The sequence below is a fragment of the Polaribacter glomeratus genome, assembly GCF_002954665.1.
Classification (GTDB): domain Bacteria; phylum Bacteroidota; class Bacteroidia; order Flavobacteriales; family Flavobacteriaceae; genus Polaribacter; species Polaribacter glomeratus.
Genome location: NZ_MSCM01000002.1, coordinates 1,219,846 through 1,236,339, shown reverse-complemented (window position 1 = coordinate 1,236,339; position 16,494 = coordinate 1,219,846). Strand labels below are relative to the sequence as shown.

The 16,494-nt window shown below is 31.0% G+C and carries 12 protein-coding genes and 1 pseudogene; all 13 read right to left on the bottom strand.

Going from position 1 to position 16,494, the window contains the following annotated elements:
- Nucleotides 1-127: 127 nt before the first annotated feature.
- Nucleotides 128-1,330, bottom strand: a complete 1,203-nt coding sequence (locus BTO16_RS15460; RefSeq protein ID WP_105022547.1) for an ABC transporter permease — start codon at nt 1,328-1,330, stop codon at nt 128-130.
- A gap of 15 nt (nt 1,331-1,345) precedes the next feature.
- A complete protein-coding gene (gene rbfA, locus BTO16_RS15455; protein ID WP_105022546.1) occupies nt 1,346-1,741 on the bottom strand; it encodes a 30S ribosome-binding factor RbfA in 396 nt (131 codons plus the stop codon).
- A gap of 20 nt (nt 1,742-1,761) precedes the next feature.
- Nucleotides 1,762-2,403, bottom strand: a complete 642-nt coding sequence (locus BTO16_RS15450) for a response regulator transcription factor (protein WP_105022545.1) — start codon at nt 2,401-2,403, stop codon at nt 1,762-1,764.
- Nucleotides 2,400-3,146, bottom strand: a complete 747-nt coding sequence (locus tag BTO16_RS15445) for a sensor histidine kinase (protein ID WP_105022544.1) — start codon at nt 3,144-3,146, stop codon at nt 2,400-2,402. The genes BTO16_RS15450 and BTO16_RS15445 overlap by 4 nt, the downstream gene beginning before the upstream one ends.
- 616 nt (nt 3,147-3,762) lie before the next feature.
- Nucleotides 3,763-4,380 carry a hypothetical protein gene (locus BTO16_RS15435; protein WP_105022542.1) on the bottom strand — a complete coding sequence of 206 codons (618 nt, stop codon included), beginning with the start codon at nt 4,378-4,380 and terminating at the stop codon, nt 3,763-3,765.
- A 301-nt stretch (nt 4,381-4,681) separates the two neighbouring features.
- Complete coding sequence (locus BTO16_RS15430) at nt 4,682-4,975, bottom strand: F0F1 ATP synthase subunit epsilon (protein ID WP_105022541.1); 294 nt, start codon at nt 4,973-4,975, stop codon at nt 4,682-4,684.
- Between the two features lie 55 nt (nt 4,976-5,030).
- A complete protein-coding gene (gene atpD, locus BTO16_RS15425; RefSeq protein WP_105022540.1) occupies nt 5,031-6,542 on the bottom strand; it encodes a F0F1 ATP synthase subunit beta in 1,512 nt (503 codons plus the stop codon).
- A 174-nt stretch (nt 6,543-6,716) separates the two neighbouring features.
- The gene (locus tag BTO16_RS15420) at nt 6,717-8,069 is read right to left on the bottom strand and encodes an OmpA family protein (RefSeq protein WP_105022539.1); all 1,353 of its coding nucleotides are present in this window, start codon (nt 8,067-8,069) and stop codon (nt 6,717-6,719) included.
- 116 nt (nt 8,070-8,185) lie between these two features.
- Nucleotides 8,186-9,379, bottom strand: coding sequence for a glycine C-acetyltransferase (gene kbl / locus BTO16_RS15415; RefSeq protein ID WP_105022538.1), 1,194 nt, complete (start codon nt 9,377-9,379; stop codon nt 8,186-8,188).
- 48 nt (nt 9,380-9,427) lie between these two features.
- Nucleotides 9,428-12,556, bottom strand: coding sequence for a UvrD-helicase domain-containing protein (locus tag BTO16_RS15410; RefSeq protein ID WP_105022537.1), 3,129 nt, complete (start codon nt 12,554-12,556; stop codon nt 9,428-9,430).
- Between the two features lie 72 nt (nt 12,557-12,628).
- A pseudogene (feoB, locus tag BTO16_RS17750) lies at nt 12,629-14,820 on the bottom strand (ferrous iron transport protein B).
- Nucleotides 14,804-15,835, bottom strand: a complete 1,032-nt coding sequence (locus BTO16_RS15395; protein WP_105022534.1) for a metal-dependent transcriptional regulator — start codon at nt 15,833-15,835, stop codon at nt 14,804-14,806. Before BTO16_RS15395 ends, feoB begins: the two are co-directional and overlap by 17 nt.
- On the bottom strand, nt 15,832-16,488 hold the full coding sequence (locus BTO16_RS15390) for a metal-dependent transcriptional regulator (RefSeq protein ID WP_105022533.1): 657 nt from the start codon (nt 16,486-16,488) through the stop codon (nt 15,832-15,834). Before BTO16_RS15390 ends, BTO16_RS15395 begins: the two co-directional genes overlap by 4 nt.
- Nucleotides 16,489-16,494: the final 6 nt, after the last annotated feature.

The following is a 16,494-nucleotide window of genomic DNA, read 5'->3' as shown; positions in this document are numbered from 1 at the left end:
ATCATAAATAACAAATAATTAATCTAGCTAGATTTAATTTTTTAAGCCTTTTACTGATTAAACACTTAACTTGTAAATTAAAGTTGTAATTAATTTTCAAGCTTACAGTATTTGCTATTTCTTACAATTATCGTTCTATAAACTCTTTTGATATTCTACTACTTGCAATTTTAGCGGCTATAAACCCTAAAATAGTAATGGTTGCAATGACTATAAATAAGTTAGTAAACTTAAATTCTACTGGATAAGCCAAGTTTTCTGTAATCATAAATAGTTCATACTTTTTTTGAACAAAAACTAAAATAATTCCTAAAATCAATCCTATGATCATTCCAAAAAAAGTGAGCAGAAATCCCTGAAGTACAAATATTCTTTTAATCTCTTTTACGCTTGCTCCTAAACTAAATAAAGTTTTTAGATTGTCTTTTTTATCAATAATCATCATAATTATTGTGCCAATTACATTAAACAATGCAATAATTACAATTAATGTAAAAATGAGGTACGAAACAAAATTTTCGGTATTGATTACCTTATAAAAAACCTCATTTAATTGCTCTTTGGTTTGCACTTTATAATCGTTTCCTAATTTTTCTTGAAGTTCAGTTGCGATATCATCTGAGTTTTCACTATCGATTAATTTTAATTCTAACCCCGTAATTTGATTTTCTTTAAAATTTAGTAAATCTTTTGCTTGTGATAACGTTACAAAGACAAATTTGCTTTCAAACTCTTCTGTACCAGTATATAAACCAACAATTTGAACTTCCGTTTTATAAAATGCGTTGGTAGGATTTATAAACCCTGTTCCTGGTTTTGGTACCAAGATTTGTAATTGTTCGCCAAAACTTCGTACGCCAAGAGATAACTTTATGGCGATTGTTCTACCAATTACTGCTGTATTTATATACGTTGTATCTAACCAGATACCTTGGCTTAAAACGGAATCTATTTGTGTAATTTTTGGGTAATTATCTTCAACCCCTTTTATATAAGCAATTTCACTTTTGTCATTGTATTCTAAAAAAACTCGTTCTTCAATAACTTTAGAACTTGCTGCTATAGATTGATTCCTATTTAGAATTTGCTGCACATCATCCGTAATTATAAAAGATTTACCTTTTACGGATGTAATTTTAATATCTGGATCGGATGAGTCTAACAAACTATAACTAAAAGTTCGCAAACCAGAAAAACCAGAAAGAATAATAAAAAGTGCTAGTGATCCTACAATTACTCCAAATGACGCTATAATAGTAACAATGTTTATCGCATTATTACTAGTCTTGGTAAATAAATATCTTTTGGCTATGTATAGAGAAAAACCCAATTAAATTGCTGGAATTTATTGTTTTCTACGTCTTGGTAAAACTTCTGGATTTTTAATAGGATCTTCGTCTCCTCCTTTTAAAGAATTATCAATTTTCTCTATATAGTCGAGAGTATCATCACCAAAAAATAGTAATTCTGGCATTCTACGCAATTGATTTTTGGTTCTTTTTGCCATTTCATGACGAATTAAAACCGTGTTAGAAACTACACCTTTTATAATGTCGTCTCTTTTAATTGATGGAAAAACGCTTAAATATACTTTTGCTACTCCTAAATCTGAAGTAACATGTACTTTAGAAACAGAAATAATAACACCTTTCATACCATCTTGCGCTGCTTTCTGCAACACATCTACCAAATCTTTTTGCAGAACACCTGCAATTTTTCTTTGTCTGTTAGTTTCTTCCATTCTGCAAATTTACGACATTTTTAGAGAGTGTAAATTTTATTTTTTATGGCATATGTAACCATCCCAACTCTATTTTTTACATTTAATTTACAAAACAAACTATTTCTATAATTATCAATTGTTTTAGGGCTTAAACACATTTGATCGGCAATTTCTTTGTAGGTTAATTCTGTGCAAGAAAGTTTTAAGAATTGACGTTCTTTATCAGTGATATCAATTTCTTTAACTTCGTTTCCCGACAGGGAATTCATTAATATGGTGGTCACGCTTTTTGTGTGATAAAATCCGTTTTCGGCAATTTCAATTAACGCTTTTTCTAAAACGTCTTTTTCTGTATCTTTTAACAAATAACCAGCGACACCCGCTTTTAACATTTTTAAGATGGTGAACTCTTCATCCTCTACAGAAAGCGCCAATACATTAACTTTTGAGTGGTTTTTACTAATCCATTCAGTCGTTTCTACACCATTCATAATTGGCATATTTATGTCCATTAAAACAATATTAGGTATATTTTCTTGATGAGAAAATTTATCGACTAATTCTTGTCCATTTTTGCATGTGTACAATACAACAAACTTGTTAAATGTGTTTACCATTGCTTGAATTGCTTGCGATAATAATGTGTGATCATCAACAATAACTACTGTAAATTGTTTCATAATTTATACTGTATTTCTAACGATGTTCCTTTCCCTTTTTCTGATTCAAAATTAATTTCTGCGCCAATTAATTCGGTTCTTTTCTTAATATTTATCAAACCAATTCCGCTATTATTACTATCCGAAGAAAAACCAATTCCGTCATCTACGGCTGTAATATAAAGGATTTCATTTTTATAATTTAAAATAACTTTTAAAGTTGATGCCCTTGAGTGCTTGATGGTATTTGAGAAAAATTCTTGCAAAATTCTAAAGATAATAATACTATGTTTTTTATCAATCTTTATTTCATCACCCAAAATAGTTAAGTTAGCATTTATAAAATTTAAACGGTTAAAACGATCTATTTCTAATTGAATAGCTTCTTTTAATTCGATATTATTAATAGCCTCTGGATTAATTAATTTTGACAAAGAACGTACTTCTGCCAATCCTCGGGTAATAGTTTCAGAGACCTCTTTAATGTTTTCTTTAGTAGCGCTCTGCAATTGAATTTTTGCTAATGTTAATAGTTGACCAATATTGTCGTGCAATTCCCAACTGATATTTCTTAAAGTTTCTTCTCTTATTTCAATTTGAGTTTCTGTTAATTCTTTTTCAAACCTTTGTTCCGCCTTTTTTCTCTCCTCTACTAAAGAGTTTTTCTTTTTTTGGAAAACAGTAAACAAAACGATTAGTGCTATCACTGTAAAAAGCACTAATAAAGTTGAAACTATTAAAACTAATCCTCCGTTTTCTTGCATGTAACTAAGCCATAAATAAAACACAAATGAAATACAATAATAAGAGAATAAAGTATAGGAAACATTATTCTCGAATTAAAAAGGTCGGAATATACTAATGTAAAAAATGGTATTGATGTTAAATAAAATAATAAAAATCCAACAGAAACCCAAAAAGGCAACAATTTCTTGTAATTTAAAATTTTATCAGAATTTAATAATTCTCTAAAATAAAGAATTACAAGGACTGTATTTACAATACCTTCAATAACCACAGTGTAATTCTGTAGTTTGATAAAATAAAAGCTTAAAAAATAAATTAGATTAAAAAAAAATGCTAAGTAGAAAAGAATGTTTTTTGAAACTTTTTCTTTGACTAAATTATAATAAATAAGGGCTACTAAATTAAATTCGAAAAAAGTAAATACATTTAATATTTTAAATCCATCATTAAAAAATTCAAACCAATCATCTTTAGGGATTTTTTGAGAGGCTAAGTTTTCAAAGACAACGATTGCCACTAAATAAAAAACGAAGTATTTGTAAAATTGATACTCTTTATATTTTGTAAAAAATAGTAAGGATATAATTAAAGAAGCGTATTCGAAATAGCCATAAAAATCTTCTAACATAATTTTTAATAAGGAGGATAAATATTACCTCTATTTAAAGCTGAACTATTATCATTAGCTATAATATTAAAAGAAAATATAGCTGCCCTATTTACACTTCTTGTAGTTACATCTGCATATTTATCTAAAATACTTTTCATAGAAACGGGTTTCTTAACATCAGACTCTAATGGTTCGTATGCAATATTTTTTTTGTCTCCAATATTTGTTGTTGGTGCTAAAATAAAACAAACTCTATTTTGATATTCTTTTATTTTATAATCTGATGGGTATGCAGAAGTAAAAATTCTAATTCCTGTTAAATCAATTTCTTTTTCTTTAGATAATCTTTCAATATACGCGATATACTGTTTAATTTCAGACAAACTATAAAATTGAGAAATAGTCTCTACACTATCTTTTCCTTCGGATTTCTTTGAGATATACTCGTTTAAAACTACTCTTTGCCCATTATCATATTCTTTAAACATGCTAGCCATTTCTGGATATGTGATAGCTTGTGACGGTCTTTCACTATTTTGAGTCTCTTTCAATTCTTTTTCATGATTACAATCACTTTTGCAAGAAATAAAAAATAGTGATGCTGTAAAAAGTAGTATAAACTTGGTGATTTTAGTTTTCATAAATTGAGTCTTATATTAATTATCTACTAAAATACAACATAAACTATGACACAAATTTTTCTGGGACTAAAAAAGGGGTTTTCCCCTTAAAAATAAAGGGGTTTTTCCTTATTCAATTATTGATTAATTTTAACGAATTTTGAAGTATTATTTGAATAAAAAAATTATTGAATTCGTTAGGGAAAATTGCTAAAAAAACATCTTTTTAATAAAAGATGTTTTTTTTTGCACTAATATAAATGCAAAAAAAATCTCAAAATAGATATCTATTTTGAGATTTTTTATAATATAATACATTGTGTTAATCCGCTAAAATAATAGCCTTATTATCTTTTAACTCTAAAGTTCCAGATTTAATGGCGAGTGTTAGAATTTTATCATCATCAATATGAGGTTCTAAATGTCCACTAATGATATCTATCTGTAAGTGTTCTAATGTATGCACATGAATTTTAACAGTTCCTTCTTTTAAGATAGAGACCACTGGAGCATGATTCTTTAACATTTGAAATTCACCATCAATACCAGGTACAGAGAATGAATCAACTTTTGATGAAAACAAAATAGCTTCGGGTGTTACAATTTCTAAAAACATATATTTATAGTTTTTAGTTGTTAGTTGTTAGTATAAACCGCCAACCTACAACTGTTTAAGCTTCTGCTAACATTTTTTCACCTGCGTCAATTGCATCTTGAATTGAACCTCTCAAGTTAAATGCTGCCTCTGGATATTTATCTAATTCCCCGTCCATAATCATATTAAATCCTTTAATAGTGTCTTTAATATCAACTAAAACCCCTGGTATACCAGTAAATTGTTCAGCAACATGGAAGGGTTGAGATAAGAAACGTTGTACACGTCTTGCTCTATGAACTACTAATTTATCTTCTTCAGATAATTCTTCCATTCCTAAAATCGCAATAATATCTTGTAATTCTTTATAACGTTGTAAAATTTCTTTTACTGCTGTTGCTGTATTGTAATGCTCATCACCTAAAATAGCAGCAGACATAATTCTAGAAGTAGAGTCTAAAGGATCTACTGCAGGATAAATACCTAATTCAGCAATTTTACGAGACAATACTGTTGTAGCATCTAAATGCGCAAATGTTGTTGCTGGTGCAGGATCTGTTAAATCATCTGCAGGTACATAAACTGCTTGTACAGATGTTATAGACCCTTTTTTAGTTGATGTAATACGCTCTTGCATAGCACCCATTTCTGTTGCTAAAGTTGGTTGATAACCTACCGCTGAGGGCATACGACCTAAAAGCGCAGATACTTCTGAACCAGCTTGTGTAAATCTAAATATATTATCAACAAAGAAAAGTACATCTTTACCTTGAGCTTCACCAGCTCCATCTCTAAAATATTCAGCTATTGTTAAACCTGATAACGCAACTCTTGCACGAGCTCCTGGTGGCTCATTCATCTGTCCAAAAACGAAAGTAGCTTTAGAAGCTTTCATTCCTTCTTTATCTACTTTAGATAAATCCCATCCACCTGCTTCCATCGAATGCATAAAGTCATCACCGTATTTTATAATACCAGACTCTAACATTTCACGAAGTAAATCATTTCCTTCACGAGTTCTTTCTCCAACACCTGCAAACACAGATAAACCACCATGTCCTTTTGCAATATTGTTGATTAACTCTTGAATTAATACAGTTTTACCTACACCTGCTCCACCAAATAAACCAATTTTACCACCTTTTGCATAAGGCTCAATTAAATCGATAACTTTGATACCAGTAAATAAAACCTCTGTAGATACAGACAAGTCTTCAAACTTAGGTGCAGATCTATGAATTGGTAATCCATCTTTTCCTTCTTTAGGTAAATTACCTAAACCGTCAATTGCATCTCCGGTTACATTAAACAATCGGCCATATATATCATTCCCAATTGGCATTTGAATTGGACTACCAGTAGCAATAACCTCTGCTCCTCTTTGTAACCCATCCGTAGCATCCATTGAAATTGTTCTAACAGTATCTTCACCAATGTGTTGTTGTACTTCTAAAACTAAAATAGAACCATCCGCTTTTTTAATCTCTAATGAATCATAAATTTTTGGAAGTTCGTTGTTTTCAGTATTGAATTCAACGTCAATAACTGGCCCAATTATTTGAGAAACTTTACCTTTAGCTGTAGACATTTTGTAACTAATTAAATTATTATTTTTTATAAGGATTTTACCCTTTCATTTTCAGGTTGCAAAGATACTTTTTTTGTTTTTAATTAAAAAGAATTTCCAATTAAAAAAACAGTTATAACAATAAAACTCTGCTCAAATTGAGCAGAGTTTTATATAATTATAAGTAAGTTTTAATTATTTATCAGATAATTTAATAACTACTCTTCTGTTTTTACTTCTTCCTGCTGCAGTGTTATTATTTTCTGCTGGATTGTTTTCTCCAAAACCTGCAACTTCTAATCTACTAGCATCAAAACCTTTTTTAACTAAATAAGCTTTAACAGATTCTGCTCTTCTTTCAGATAAGTATTGATTATATTTATCAGCACCTACGTTATCAGCATATCCTTCTACTACAAAAATTACGTTTTCAACAGGGCTAATTAAATCATACACTTTATCTAATTTTGCTGCTGCTACTTTAGTAACGTTAGCTCTATCTGTTGCGAATAAAATAGAATATTGAGATAAAGCTTCCATTTGACTTGCAGACATTGCATCTTCAGGACATCCATTGTTAGAAGCTGGTCCAGCTTCATCTACACATTTATCGTCTTTATCTAAAACACCGTCACCGTCAGTATCTGGCCAAGGGCATCCGTTATTTGCAGATGGTCCTGCAACATTAGGACATTTATCATCTTTATCAACTACACCATCACCATCAGTATCTGGACAACCTTTATTTGCTTTTGTTCCTTTTTCATTAGGACACATATCATCTTTGTCTGCAACACCATCACCGTCAGCATCAGGACAACCGTTCATAGCTGCTAAACCAGCAACATTAGGACAAGCATCGTCAGAATCTTTGATTCCGTCGCCATCAGCATCAGGACAACCATTAAATTCAACTAAACCTGCAACTTCAGGACAAGCATCGTCTTTGTCATAAACTCCGTCACCATCAGTATCTTTTCCTCCAAATTTAATAACTAAACCTAAAGAAGTTTGGTAATGAGCTCTAACTTGATCAGAAAAACCTTTTTTAGTACCTGTTTGAAAATTTAAACCTAAATTCTCACTAAACCAAGTATTAAATCCAACACCAATATTTAACATTCCTTCTGAATTTGAATCAACCGACACAAAATCTCCACCTAGATAAACGAAAGGATCAAACCATTTAGTGTCTCCTATTAAATTATTTATATCATATTTTACGATAGCTCCTAAAGAATAGTAAAGAAAATCTGAATCATCCTCTACTCTAAGATGTGTAATCTTGTTTAAAGAACCCGCTAATTGTAAAGAAAACCCTTTGTCTAGGTATTTTTCAGCAGTTATTCTAGAAATAGTTGGTAGAAAATTCCAATCTTTATTACCAAGTAAATCCTTCATTTGATCTCCAAAATCAGAACCATTGTAGAAGTCTACAATATTAGCCCCAAAGCCCACAGCCCAGGGATTGTTTGCATCTTGTGCATTTACATTGCTAGTTAAAGCAAGAGTAAACAAAGCTATCACAGCTATTTTTAATTGTTTCATTATCAAATTTTTTAAATTAAAAGTTCATTATTATTATGTGCAAAAGTAAGTTCTTAAAAGTTATTAACAAAGACAAACATACAAAATATTCATAAAACTACAAGTTTTTATTAATTCTAAATAACTTTCAATTCTTTTCCTATCTTTTTAAAAGCCGCAATAGCTTTGTCTAAATGTTCTTTTGTATGAGCAGCTGATAATTGTACTCTAATTCTAGCTTTTTCTTTAGGAACTACTGGAAAAAAGAAACCTATTACATAAATACCTTCATCTAACAACTTATTAGCCATGGTTTGTGAAAGCTTTGCATCATACAACATCACAGGAACAATGGCTGCATCTGCCCCAACTAAATCAAAACCGGCTTTTTCCATTTCTGTCCTAAAATAATTTGTATTCCATTCTAGTTTATCTCGTAAAGTAGTGTCGTCAGAAATTAAATCAAACACCTTTAAAGAGGCTCCAACAATTGCCGGCGCCAAAGAATTCGAGAATAAATAAGGTCTTGAGCGTTGGCGTAAAATTTCAATAATTTCTTTTTTACCTGTTGTATAACCACCCATCGCGCCACCTAAAGCTTTTCCTAAAGTTCCGGTAACAATATCAACTCGATCCATTACGTTTTTAAGCTCTACTGTACCACGACCTGTTTTACCAATAAAACCGGTTGCGTGACATTCATCAACCATCACCATAGCGTCATATTTATCTGCTAAATCACAAATCTCATCTAACTTCGCAACAATACCATCCATAGAAAAAACACCATCAGTAACGATAATCTTAAAACGATGATTTTGTTTATTGGCTTCAATTAACTGTTCTTCTAAGGAACTCATGTCATTATTATTGTAACGATAACGAGCCGCTTTACACAAACGAACACCGTCTATAATAGAAGCGTGATTTAAACTGTCAGAAATTATGGCGTCTTCATTAGATAATAAAGGTTCAAAAACACCACCATTTGCATCGAACGCTGCTGCGTATAATATAGTGTCTTCCGTTCTATAAAAACTAGCAATCTTTTGCTCTAACTTTTTATGAATATCTTGAGTACCACAAATAAAACGAACAGACGAGACACCAAAACCATGTGTATCCATTGTATCTTTTGCTGCCTGAATTACTGCTGGATGATTTGATAGGCCTAAATAATTATTTGCACAAAAGTTAATTACTTCTTGGCCAGTAGAAATTTTAATCACCGCATCTTGTGCAGACGTGATAATTCTTTCTGACTTATATAAACCTGCGTCTTTTAGTTCTTGAATTTCTTTATTTAAAGTATCCTTAATTTTACCGTACATTTATTATTGATTTAAGAAGTACAAAGTTACAAAGTTTATTTTTTCTGACTATACTTCAACAACATCAATTTCATCATTCATATAAATTAATATCTTTTTATTAATTTTAAAATTCATCGATTTTAAAACTCTTTCGTATTTTAATAACTGCTGATGATGTTCTTTTGATGGATTCCCTGTCTTATAATCGATAATTACAACTTCCTTATTATCAGTAAAAACTAATCTATCCGGAATTATAACTTGATTATCCACATCTACAATTTCTCTCTCATTATATATAATGACATCTTTTGAAAAATAGTTTTCTAATTTTGGATGCGTTACAACCGCATTTATTGTCTTTCTTATAATTAAAGATTGCGCTTTATCAATAAATCCTTGCTGTTGATATTGCTCAACAACTTTATCAACATCATTTTTAGCACTTATCTTCGCCAACATTTCATGAAATAAGTTTCCGAAATTAATAGCTTCTCCTTGGGTTGTATCCCATAATTTTGAAGCACTTGCTAACAAAACTACATTATGTTCTTGCCACGGAGTAGAAATAAATTTCTGATGCACTTCCGTTTGTGAAATTTCTTGCTTTCTTGCACTAACTCGCATCTCATTACCAAACGAATATTCTAAAACATCCTCATCCCAACGGTTATTCTTACTTAAATAATTGATAAAAACACCTGAATAAAAATTAGTATTTTCTTCTCCTTTTGCAGATATTTTCTTTTCTGTAATTACATGCAACTGCTCTACAGCTCTTGTTAAAGCAACATATAATAAATTAAAGTTATCTAATTCTAACTCTTCTCTTTGCTGATTATAGATTTCTAAACCTCTGCTATTTACTTCGCTTAGACTTTTACTAAAATCGACCAATAATTCTTTGAAATTGTCATAATTTTCTGGCAATTCATCCAACCAAACTTTCGGATTTATTTGCCTGTAAACATCTACATCACAAGGAAAAATAACCACAGGAAACTCTAATCCTTTCGATTTATGAATCGTCATAATCTGAACCGCATTTGCACTTTCTGGCGCAACAATACTTAATTTTTCTTTTTTGATTTCCCAAAACTCTAAAAACGCACCAATATCTGTAGACTTTCTTTGCTGCTCTAAAACCACATCTAAGAAAAATTGCACATACGCATCCGAAGAATTTACCAAGTTAAAACCTCTAATAATTTCTTCTATTTTCTCGTAAAAAGGCAGTTGATGAAACGTTGAAATCTCAAAAGAAACGCCGTAATTTTTTAAGGATTCTAAAATAGTTACATTATCAGATTTTGCAAACTCTTTAAAGAAAACATGTTTTGGCTTTTCTACCTGTAAATGTTGATGTAAAAAATACAGCATTTCAAAACGTGTTTCTTCGTCATTTGGGTTTTGTAAAACTTTTAAAACATCAATAATAAAGCAAACTTTTACACTGTTTTGTATCAGTAATGTTTCTGATGAAATAATGTCAACGCCATTTTCTGATAAATAATTGGCAACTGCTACTCCGTCTTTTTTCGTACGTGTTAAAACACAAATTTCATTTAAAGAAAAACGATCTTTTATCTGATTAATTTTCTCTAAAACTTTCTTCGGATATTTTACTTTGTTTGCATCCTTATCCTCTTCTTTATCTAAAAAAGTAAGGGAGACAAATCCGCCTTTTTTACTGTTTTCAAATTGTTTATTTCCTTCTAAAAAAAGGTTTTTATAGGATTCATTTTGAAGAAAATTTGAAGTATGCTGAAAGAACGAATTATTAAAATTAATAACCTCAGAATAGCTTCTAAAATTAGTTTCTAAATTCTTTATTTCTTTTGGAATGTGAAAAGGGTTTTTAGCATCAGTACCTAGGGCAATGAACTGTTCTGCTTTTCCGCCTCGCCATCTGTAAATTGCTTGTTTACCATCGCCAACCAACAGTAAATTACCGTTTTCTTGCGCTAATGTATTATCAATTAAGGGAATTAAATTTTGCCATTGCAACACCGAAGTATCTTGCATTTCGTCAATAAAATAATGCTGAAAACGCTGCCCAATTCTTTCATAAATAAAGGGCGCAGGTTGTTCTTTTATATTATCAGAAATTAGTTGATTAAATTCTGCATTTAATCTGATATTATTCTCCTCCTTAATTTGCTCTAATTCTAGGTTGATATTGTTTAAAACCGCTAACGGAATAATATTCTTTAACGCCAATTTATTCATTAAAAACTGACTAAAAATATCTTTTGCTTTTTTATATAAATTGATGATTTCTGGAACAACATTTTCTATGGATGAAGCGATTACTTCTGATGTTGATTTTGAATAGTATTGATTATTTTCAATCGCCTTTTCGATAGTTTCTCCTCGTTTTAGAAAATCGATTTTCACAGAAACTACACTCAAATCTGAAAAGAATTTAGGAATCGTTCCGCGCATAAAATCTTTATGCTCTAAACCATGGTTTTCAATTAACTCTAAACATTCTACTCCAATGTTTTTTAACGCTTCTTTTAATTCTTTTTGATGTGTAAAAAGTTTCGATTTTAAGTTCGTAAAATCTTCTAATTGTTTATCCGCTAAAACTCTAAAATGCTTAATGTCATCTTCATTTAAAAGTACTTTTGCAAATTCATTTAAATCTCTAGAAATATCCCAAGATTTATCATCATCTGTTTTATCTAAAGAATAATCTATTAATAATTTTGTGAGTTTTTTATCGGTTCCTATTTTAGAAATTAACACATCTACGGCTTCATTTAAAAGAGAAATTGCATCCATTTCAACTTCAAAATTAAGCGGCAAGCCTAAATCGTACGCAAAACTTTTAATGATTTTATGCGTAAAACTATCAATCGTAGTAATTGAAAAAGCCGAATAATTTTGCAGAATTACTTCTAAAATCTTTTTACTACGAGCTTGAATTGTAGCTTTATCAATTGTAATTTCTTGCTGAATAATTTTAAGTAAATCATTTTCTTTTCCGTCTGCAAAATCTTCTAAATTAGAAAGTACGCGGTCTTTCATTTCACCAGCAGCTTTGTTGGTAAACGTAATTGCCAATACTTTCTGAAACGTAAAAATATCCTCAGAATTCAATAAAACTTTTAAGTATTCTTTTACAAGTGTAAATGTTTTTCCACTTCCGGCAGAAGCATTGTAAACTTCGAAAGTTGCTGGTTTTTGCACAATTTTATTTTTACTGCAAAATACAAAAAGCCAAACAACATTTGTTTGGCTTTTACAGTTATTTTATATCTTTTAAAAAATAATTCTCCAAATTTGTGCCACTAAAAAAGTAACTATAAATCCTGCAATTACAGGTAAAATAGATGCCACAACGGTCCATTTTAAGCTTTTTGTTTCTTGATAAATGGTATAAATTGTTGTGCTACAAGGGTTGTGCAACAAACTAAACAACATCACATTTATAGCTGTTAAGAGCGTCCATCCGCCAGCTTTTAAAATATCCGCAGTTGCGGAAACCGAATCTAACTCAAACATTACGCCAGAGCCAGAACCTGCAGAAATGCCTGTTACCATTACCGTTAACATTAATATTGTAGGAATTACAATTTCATTTGCCGGAATTGCAACAATATAAGCCAATAAAATAACCCCGTTTAAACCTAGAATAAATCCAAATCCATCCATAGAATGCACTAAATATGCTGCGATGCTTTCATCACCTAAAGTAATGTTACATATAAGCCAAATAACGGCTCCTGCAGGTGCAGCAAATACAATTGCACGCCATAAAACGATTAAAGTTCTATCAATTAATGAGGTATAAATTGTTTTCCAAAAAACCGGAGTTCTATAAGGCGGCAGTTCTAAATTAAAGGTAGATACCTCTCCTTTTAAAACTGTTTTTGACAAAGCCCATGAAAAGAAAAACATAAAAAAGATACCTAAAACAGCGATTCCAACAACTGCAGCTAAAGACGCTATACTTGAATACGATTCTGGAACAACAGCACCAATAAAGATAGTTGCTAATAATATTTGCGTTGGCCAACGACCGTTACACAAAGAAAAATTATTAGTAATAATAGCAATTAATCGTTCTCTTGGGCTGTCGATTATACGTGTGGCAACAACGCCTGCAGCATTGCACCCAAAACCCATACTCATTGTTAATGCTTGCTTACCGTGAGCTCCAGATTTTTTAAAAAGTGAATCCATGTTAAAAGCAACTCTTGGTAAATATCCAAAATCTTCTAACAATGTAAATAATGGAAAAAATATTGCCATTGGTGGCAACATTACTGCAATTACCCAGGCAACCGCTAAATAAACACCATCAACTAAAAACCCAGACAACCACCAAGGAAAGCCAATAGCAGCAGTACTTTCTTTTAAAAATGGATGTACAATATCTAACAATAAACTTGACAACATTGCCGATGGATAATTTGCACCAATTATAGTTAACCAAAGAACGAAACCAAGTAAAAATAGCATTAATGGAAAACCCCAAATCTTACTCGTTACGATGTTGTCTATTTTTGCATCAATGCCTAAAGTGCCCTTTTGCGAATTTTGTACCACGGTTTTCTTTACAATTTTAGCCGCGTCTGCATAAATAGCTTCTGTAAGATCATCATGAAAATCATCTCCAATTTGCCAGCGCAATTCATTAGATAAGGCAATAATTTTATCAAATTCTTCTAGTTCTTTCATTTTTATTAGCTAAAATCGCCCGTTTTTAAAGCCTCAATAATATGTGTATCTCCCTCTAAAACCCGAAAAGCTAACCATCGGCTGTTAGAGACTGTTGGATATTGATTTTGAATAGCGGTGCTTAATTTCTTAATCGCTTGCTCTAATTGCGGCGGAATATTTTTAATTTTATGTGGTTTACAGATAATTTTACCCAAAGCAACATCACTAATTGTGGCAATTAACTCCGGAATTCCTTCTTTAGATCGCGCACTTGTTGCTACCACTGGAATACCAAGTTCTTTAGATAAACTTCTAGTATCTATTTGGATGTTATTTTTTTGAGCTTCATCCATTAAATTTAAACACAAAACTGCATTCGATGTAATTTCTAAAATTTGCAAGGTTAAATTTAAGTTTCGCTCTAATCTACTCGCATCCACAACGATTATAGTTACGTTTGGTTTTCCAAAAAGGATAAAGTTTCTGGCTACTTCTTCATCTTCCGATCGAGACATTAAAGAATAGGTTCCCGGCAAATCGATGAGCTTAAATTTTTTCTGCTGATATTCAAAAGCTCCTTCGGCACGCGTAACTGTTTTTCCTGGCCAATTGCCAGTATGCTGTCTTAAACCTGTTAAAGCGTTAAAAACAGTGCTTTTTCCAGTATTCGGATTTCCTGCCAACGCAATCACAAAATCCACATTTGTAATATCGACTCCTAATTTTTTCACGTTTTCTAAACTATGATGAGCACAGGTTTCGCAAGCCGATTTAGGTGTTGTTTTCATTGCCGATATTTTTAGTGATTAAAATTTTTTCTGATTGATCTTTTCTTAATGCTATCGAAGTTCCTTTTATTAAAAATGCAGTTGGGTCGTTTAACGGATTTACTAAATTTATACGCACCTCTGCTCCTTTTACAAAACCTAAATCTAGCAATCTACGCCTGTTTTCTCCTCGGCTTTCTTTAGAAATTCCGATAATTGTTGCAGTTTCATTTATCTTTAAATTAGACAAGCGACTATTATTTACATCTAGAATATTTTCTGGATCTAATTCTTGAACTGTAATATTTTTTGCGACTACTGGTGTTAATTTAAATACAACTCCTTCCGCCTCAAATACAACAATTTGCTCATTGCTTTCAATAACTTTTATTTGAGAATGTAAATGTATTTTTTGCGCTAATATCTCTTTATAAATAGCAGCTGGCTCATCTTCGATATGAATTATTTTTCCGATACTATGAACGGGTAGCCGTGACAAATCGGTTCCTTTTTTTTGAACAATTTTTCCCGATTTTGTAGGAATTGGATCTCCATGTGGATCAAATTTTGGATTGCCTAATAATTTTGCTAATTGATCTAGCTCTTCATCAGATAATTCGTGTTCTTTTTGTTCTGCCCTATCGTGCCATTCTTTTTTATGAAAACCTGTTTTTTCTGATAAATATTTTTCCCATAATCTGTGCGCTCGTATAATTCTTAATGCATATTCTTCCCCTTCATCCGTTAATTGAACAAAATGAGACTCTTTGGCTATTAATTGTTTTGAGAGCATTTTTAACAAGCAACTTTCAATTAACCCGTGAGAATATTCCAATTGCTCAATAATATCAGCTTCTGTAAATCTATCATTGTGATATAATAATTTTAAAATATCTTCAACAGCTGTTTTTTTTGTTGCATTTTTCGTCTTTAAATAAGTGAAATAAACCCCATTTCTAGTATTAAAAACAAGCACTAGTAACACTACTAGAACAAAGAATACTGAAAGATAAATTATTGGATTGTATGAATTCATCGTTTCTTAACAAATAAATTAGTAGCAATTTTTTGTGATATTGATAACTTTTTATCATTAATTAGAATAGATACCGAATCATCAAAATCTTCTTTTTCTAACACTGTAATTTGTTTTCCTAAAGTGATTCCTTTTTTATCTAAAAATTGCAAAAATTCTGATGATGAATCAATGACACCAACACAAATTCCGCTTTCATTTTTAGCTAAAGTAGAAAGTAAGCTTTTTTCTATCGTCTTTAAATTTCCTTTATCGTCGGGAATTGGATCGCCATGCGGATCATGCGTTGGAAAACCTAAAAAAGAATCTAATTCTTGAATCAATTTCTGAGATTTTATATGCTCTAATTGTTCTGCCACATCATGTACTTCATCCCAAGAGAAATTTAATTTTTCCACTAAAAAAACTTCCCACAATCGGTGCTTTCGCACAATGTTTGCGGCGGTTTTTTTACCGAATACAGTTAAAGTAACACCTTGGTATTTTTTATAAATGATTAGTTCTTTTTCTGATAATTTCTGAACCATATCCGTTACAGAAGAAGCCTTGGTTTCTAGTTTTTTTGCAATAGCATTTGTAGTAACCCCTTTACTAGAAACTATTTCTAAATGATAAATTGCTTTTAAATAATTTTCTTCTGATTGACTAAACATTTCTTT

Coding starts and splice junctions, on each gene's coding strand:
- rbfA (WP_105022546.1), bottom strand. CDS start 1,741: ATGGAAGAAACTAACAGACAAAGAAAAATTGCAGGTGTTCTGCAAAAA.
- BTO16_RS15450 (WP_105022545.1), bottom strand. CDS start 2,403: ATGAAACAATTTACAGTAGTTATTGTTGATGATCACACATTATTATCG.
- BTO16_RS15445 (WP_105022544.1), bottom strand. CDS start 3,146: ATGCAAGAAAACGGAGGATTAGTTTTAATAGTTTCAACTTTATTAGTG.
- BTO16_RS15435 (WP_105022542.1), bottom strand. CDS start 4,380: ATGAAAACTAAAATCACCAAGTTTATACTACTTTTTACAGCATCACTA.
- BTO16_RS15430 (WP_105022541.1), bottom strand. CDS start 4,975: ATGTTTTTAGAAATTGTAACACCCGAAGCTATTTTGTTTTCATCAAAA.
- atpD (WP_105022540.1), bottom strand. CDS start 6,542: ATGTCTACAGCTAAAGGTAAAGTTTCTCAAATAATTGGGCCAGTTATT.
- BTO16_RS15420 (WP_105022539.1), bottom strand. CDS start 8,069: ATGAAACAATTAAAAATAGCTGTGATAGCTTTGTTTACTCTTGCTTTA.
- kbl (WP_105022538.1), bottom strand. CDS start 9,379: ATGTACGGTAAAATTAAGGATACTTTAAATAAAGAAATTCAAGAACTA.
- BTO16_RS15395 (WP_105022534.1), bottom strand. CDS start 15,835: ATGAATTCATACAATCCAATAATTTATCTTTCAGTATTCTTTGTTCTA.
- BTO16_RS15390 (WP_105022533.1), bottom strand. CDS start 16,488: ATGTTTAGTCAATCAGAAGAAAATTATTTAAAAGCAATTTATCATTTA.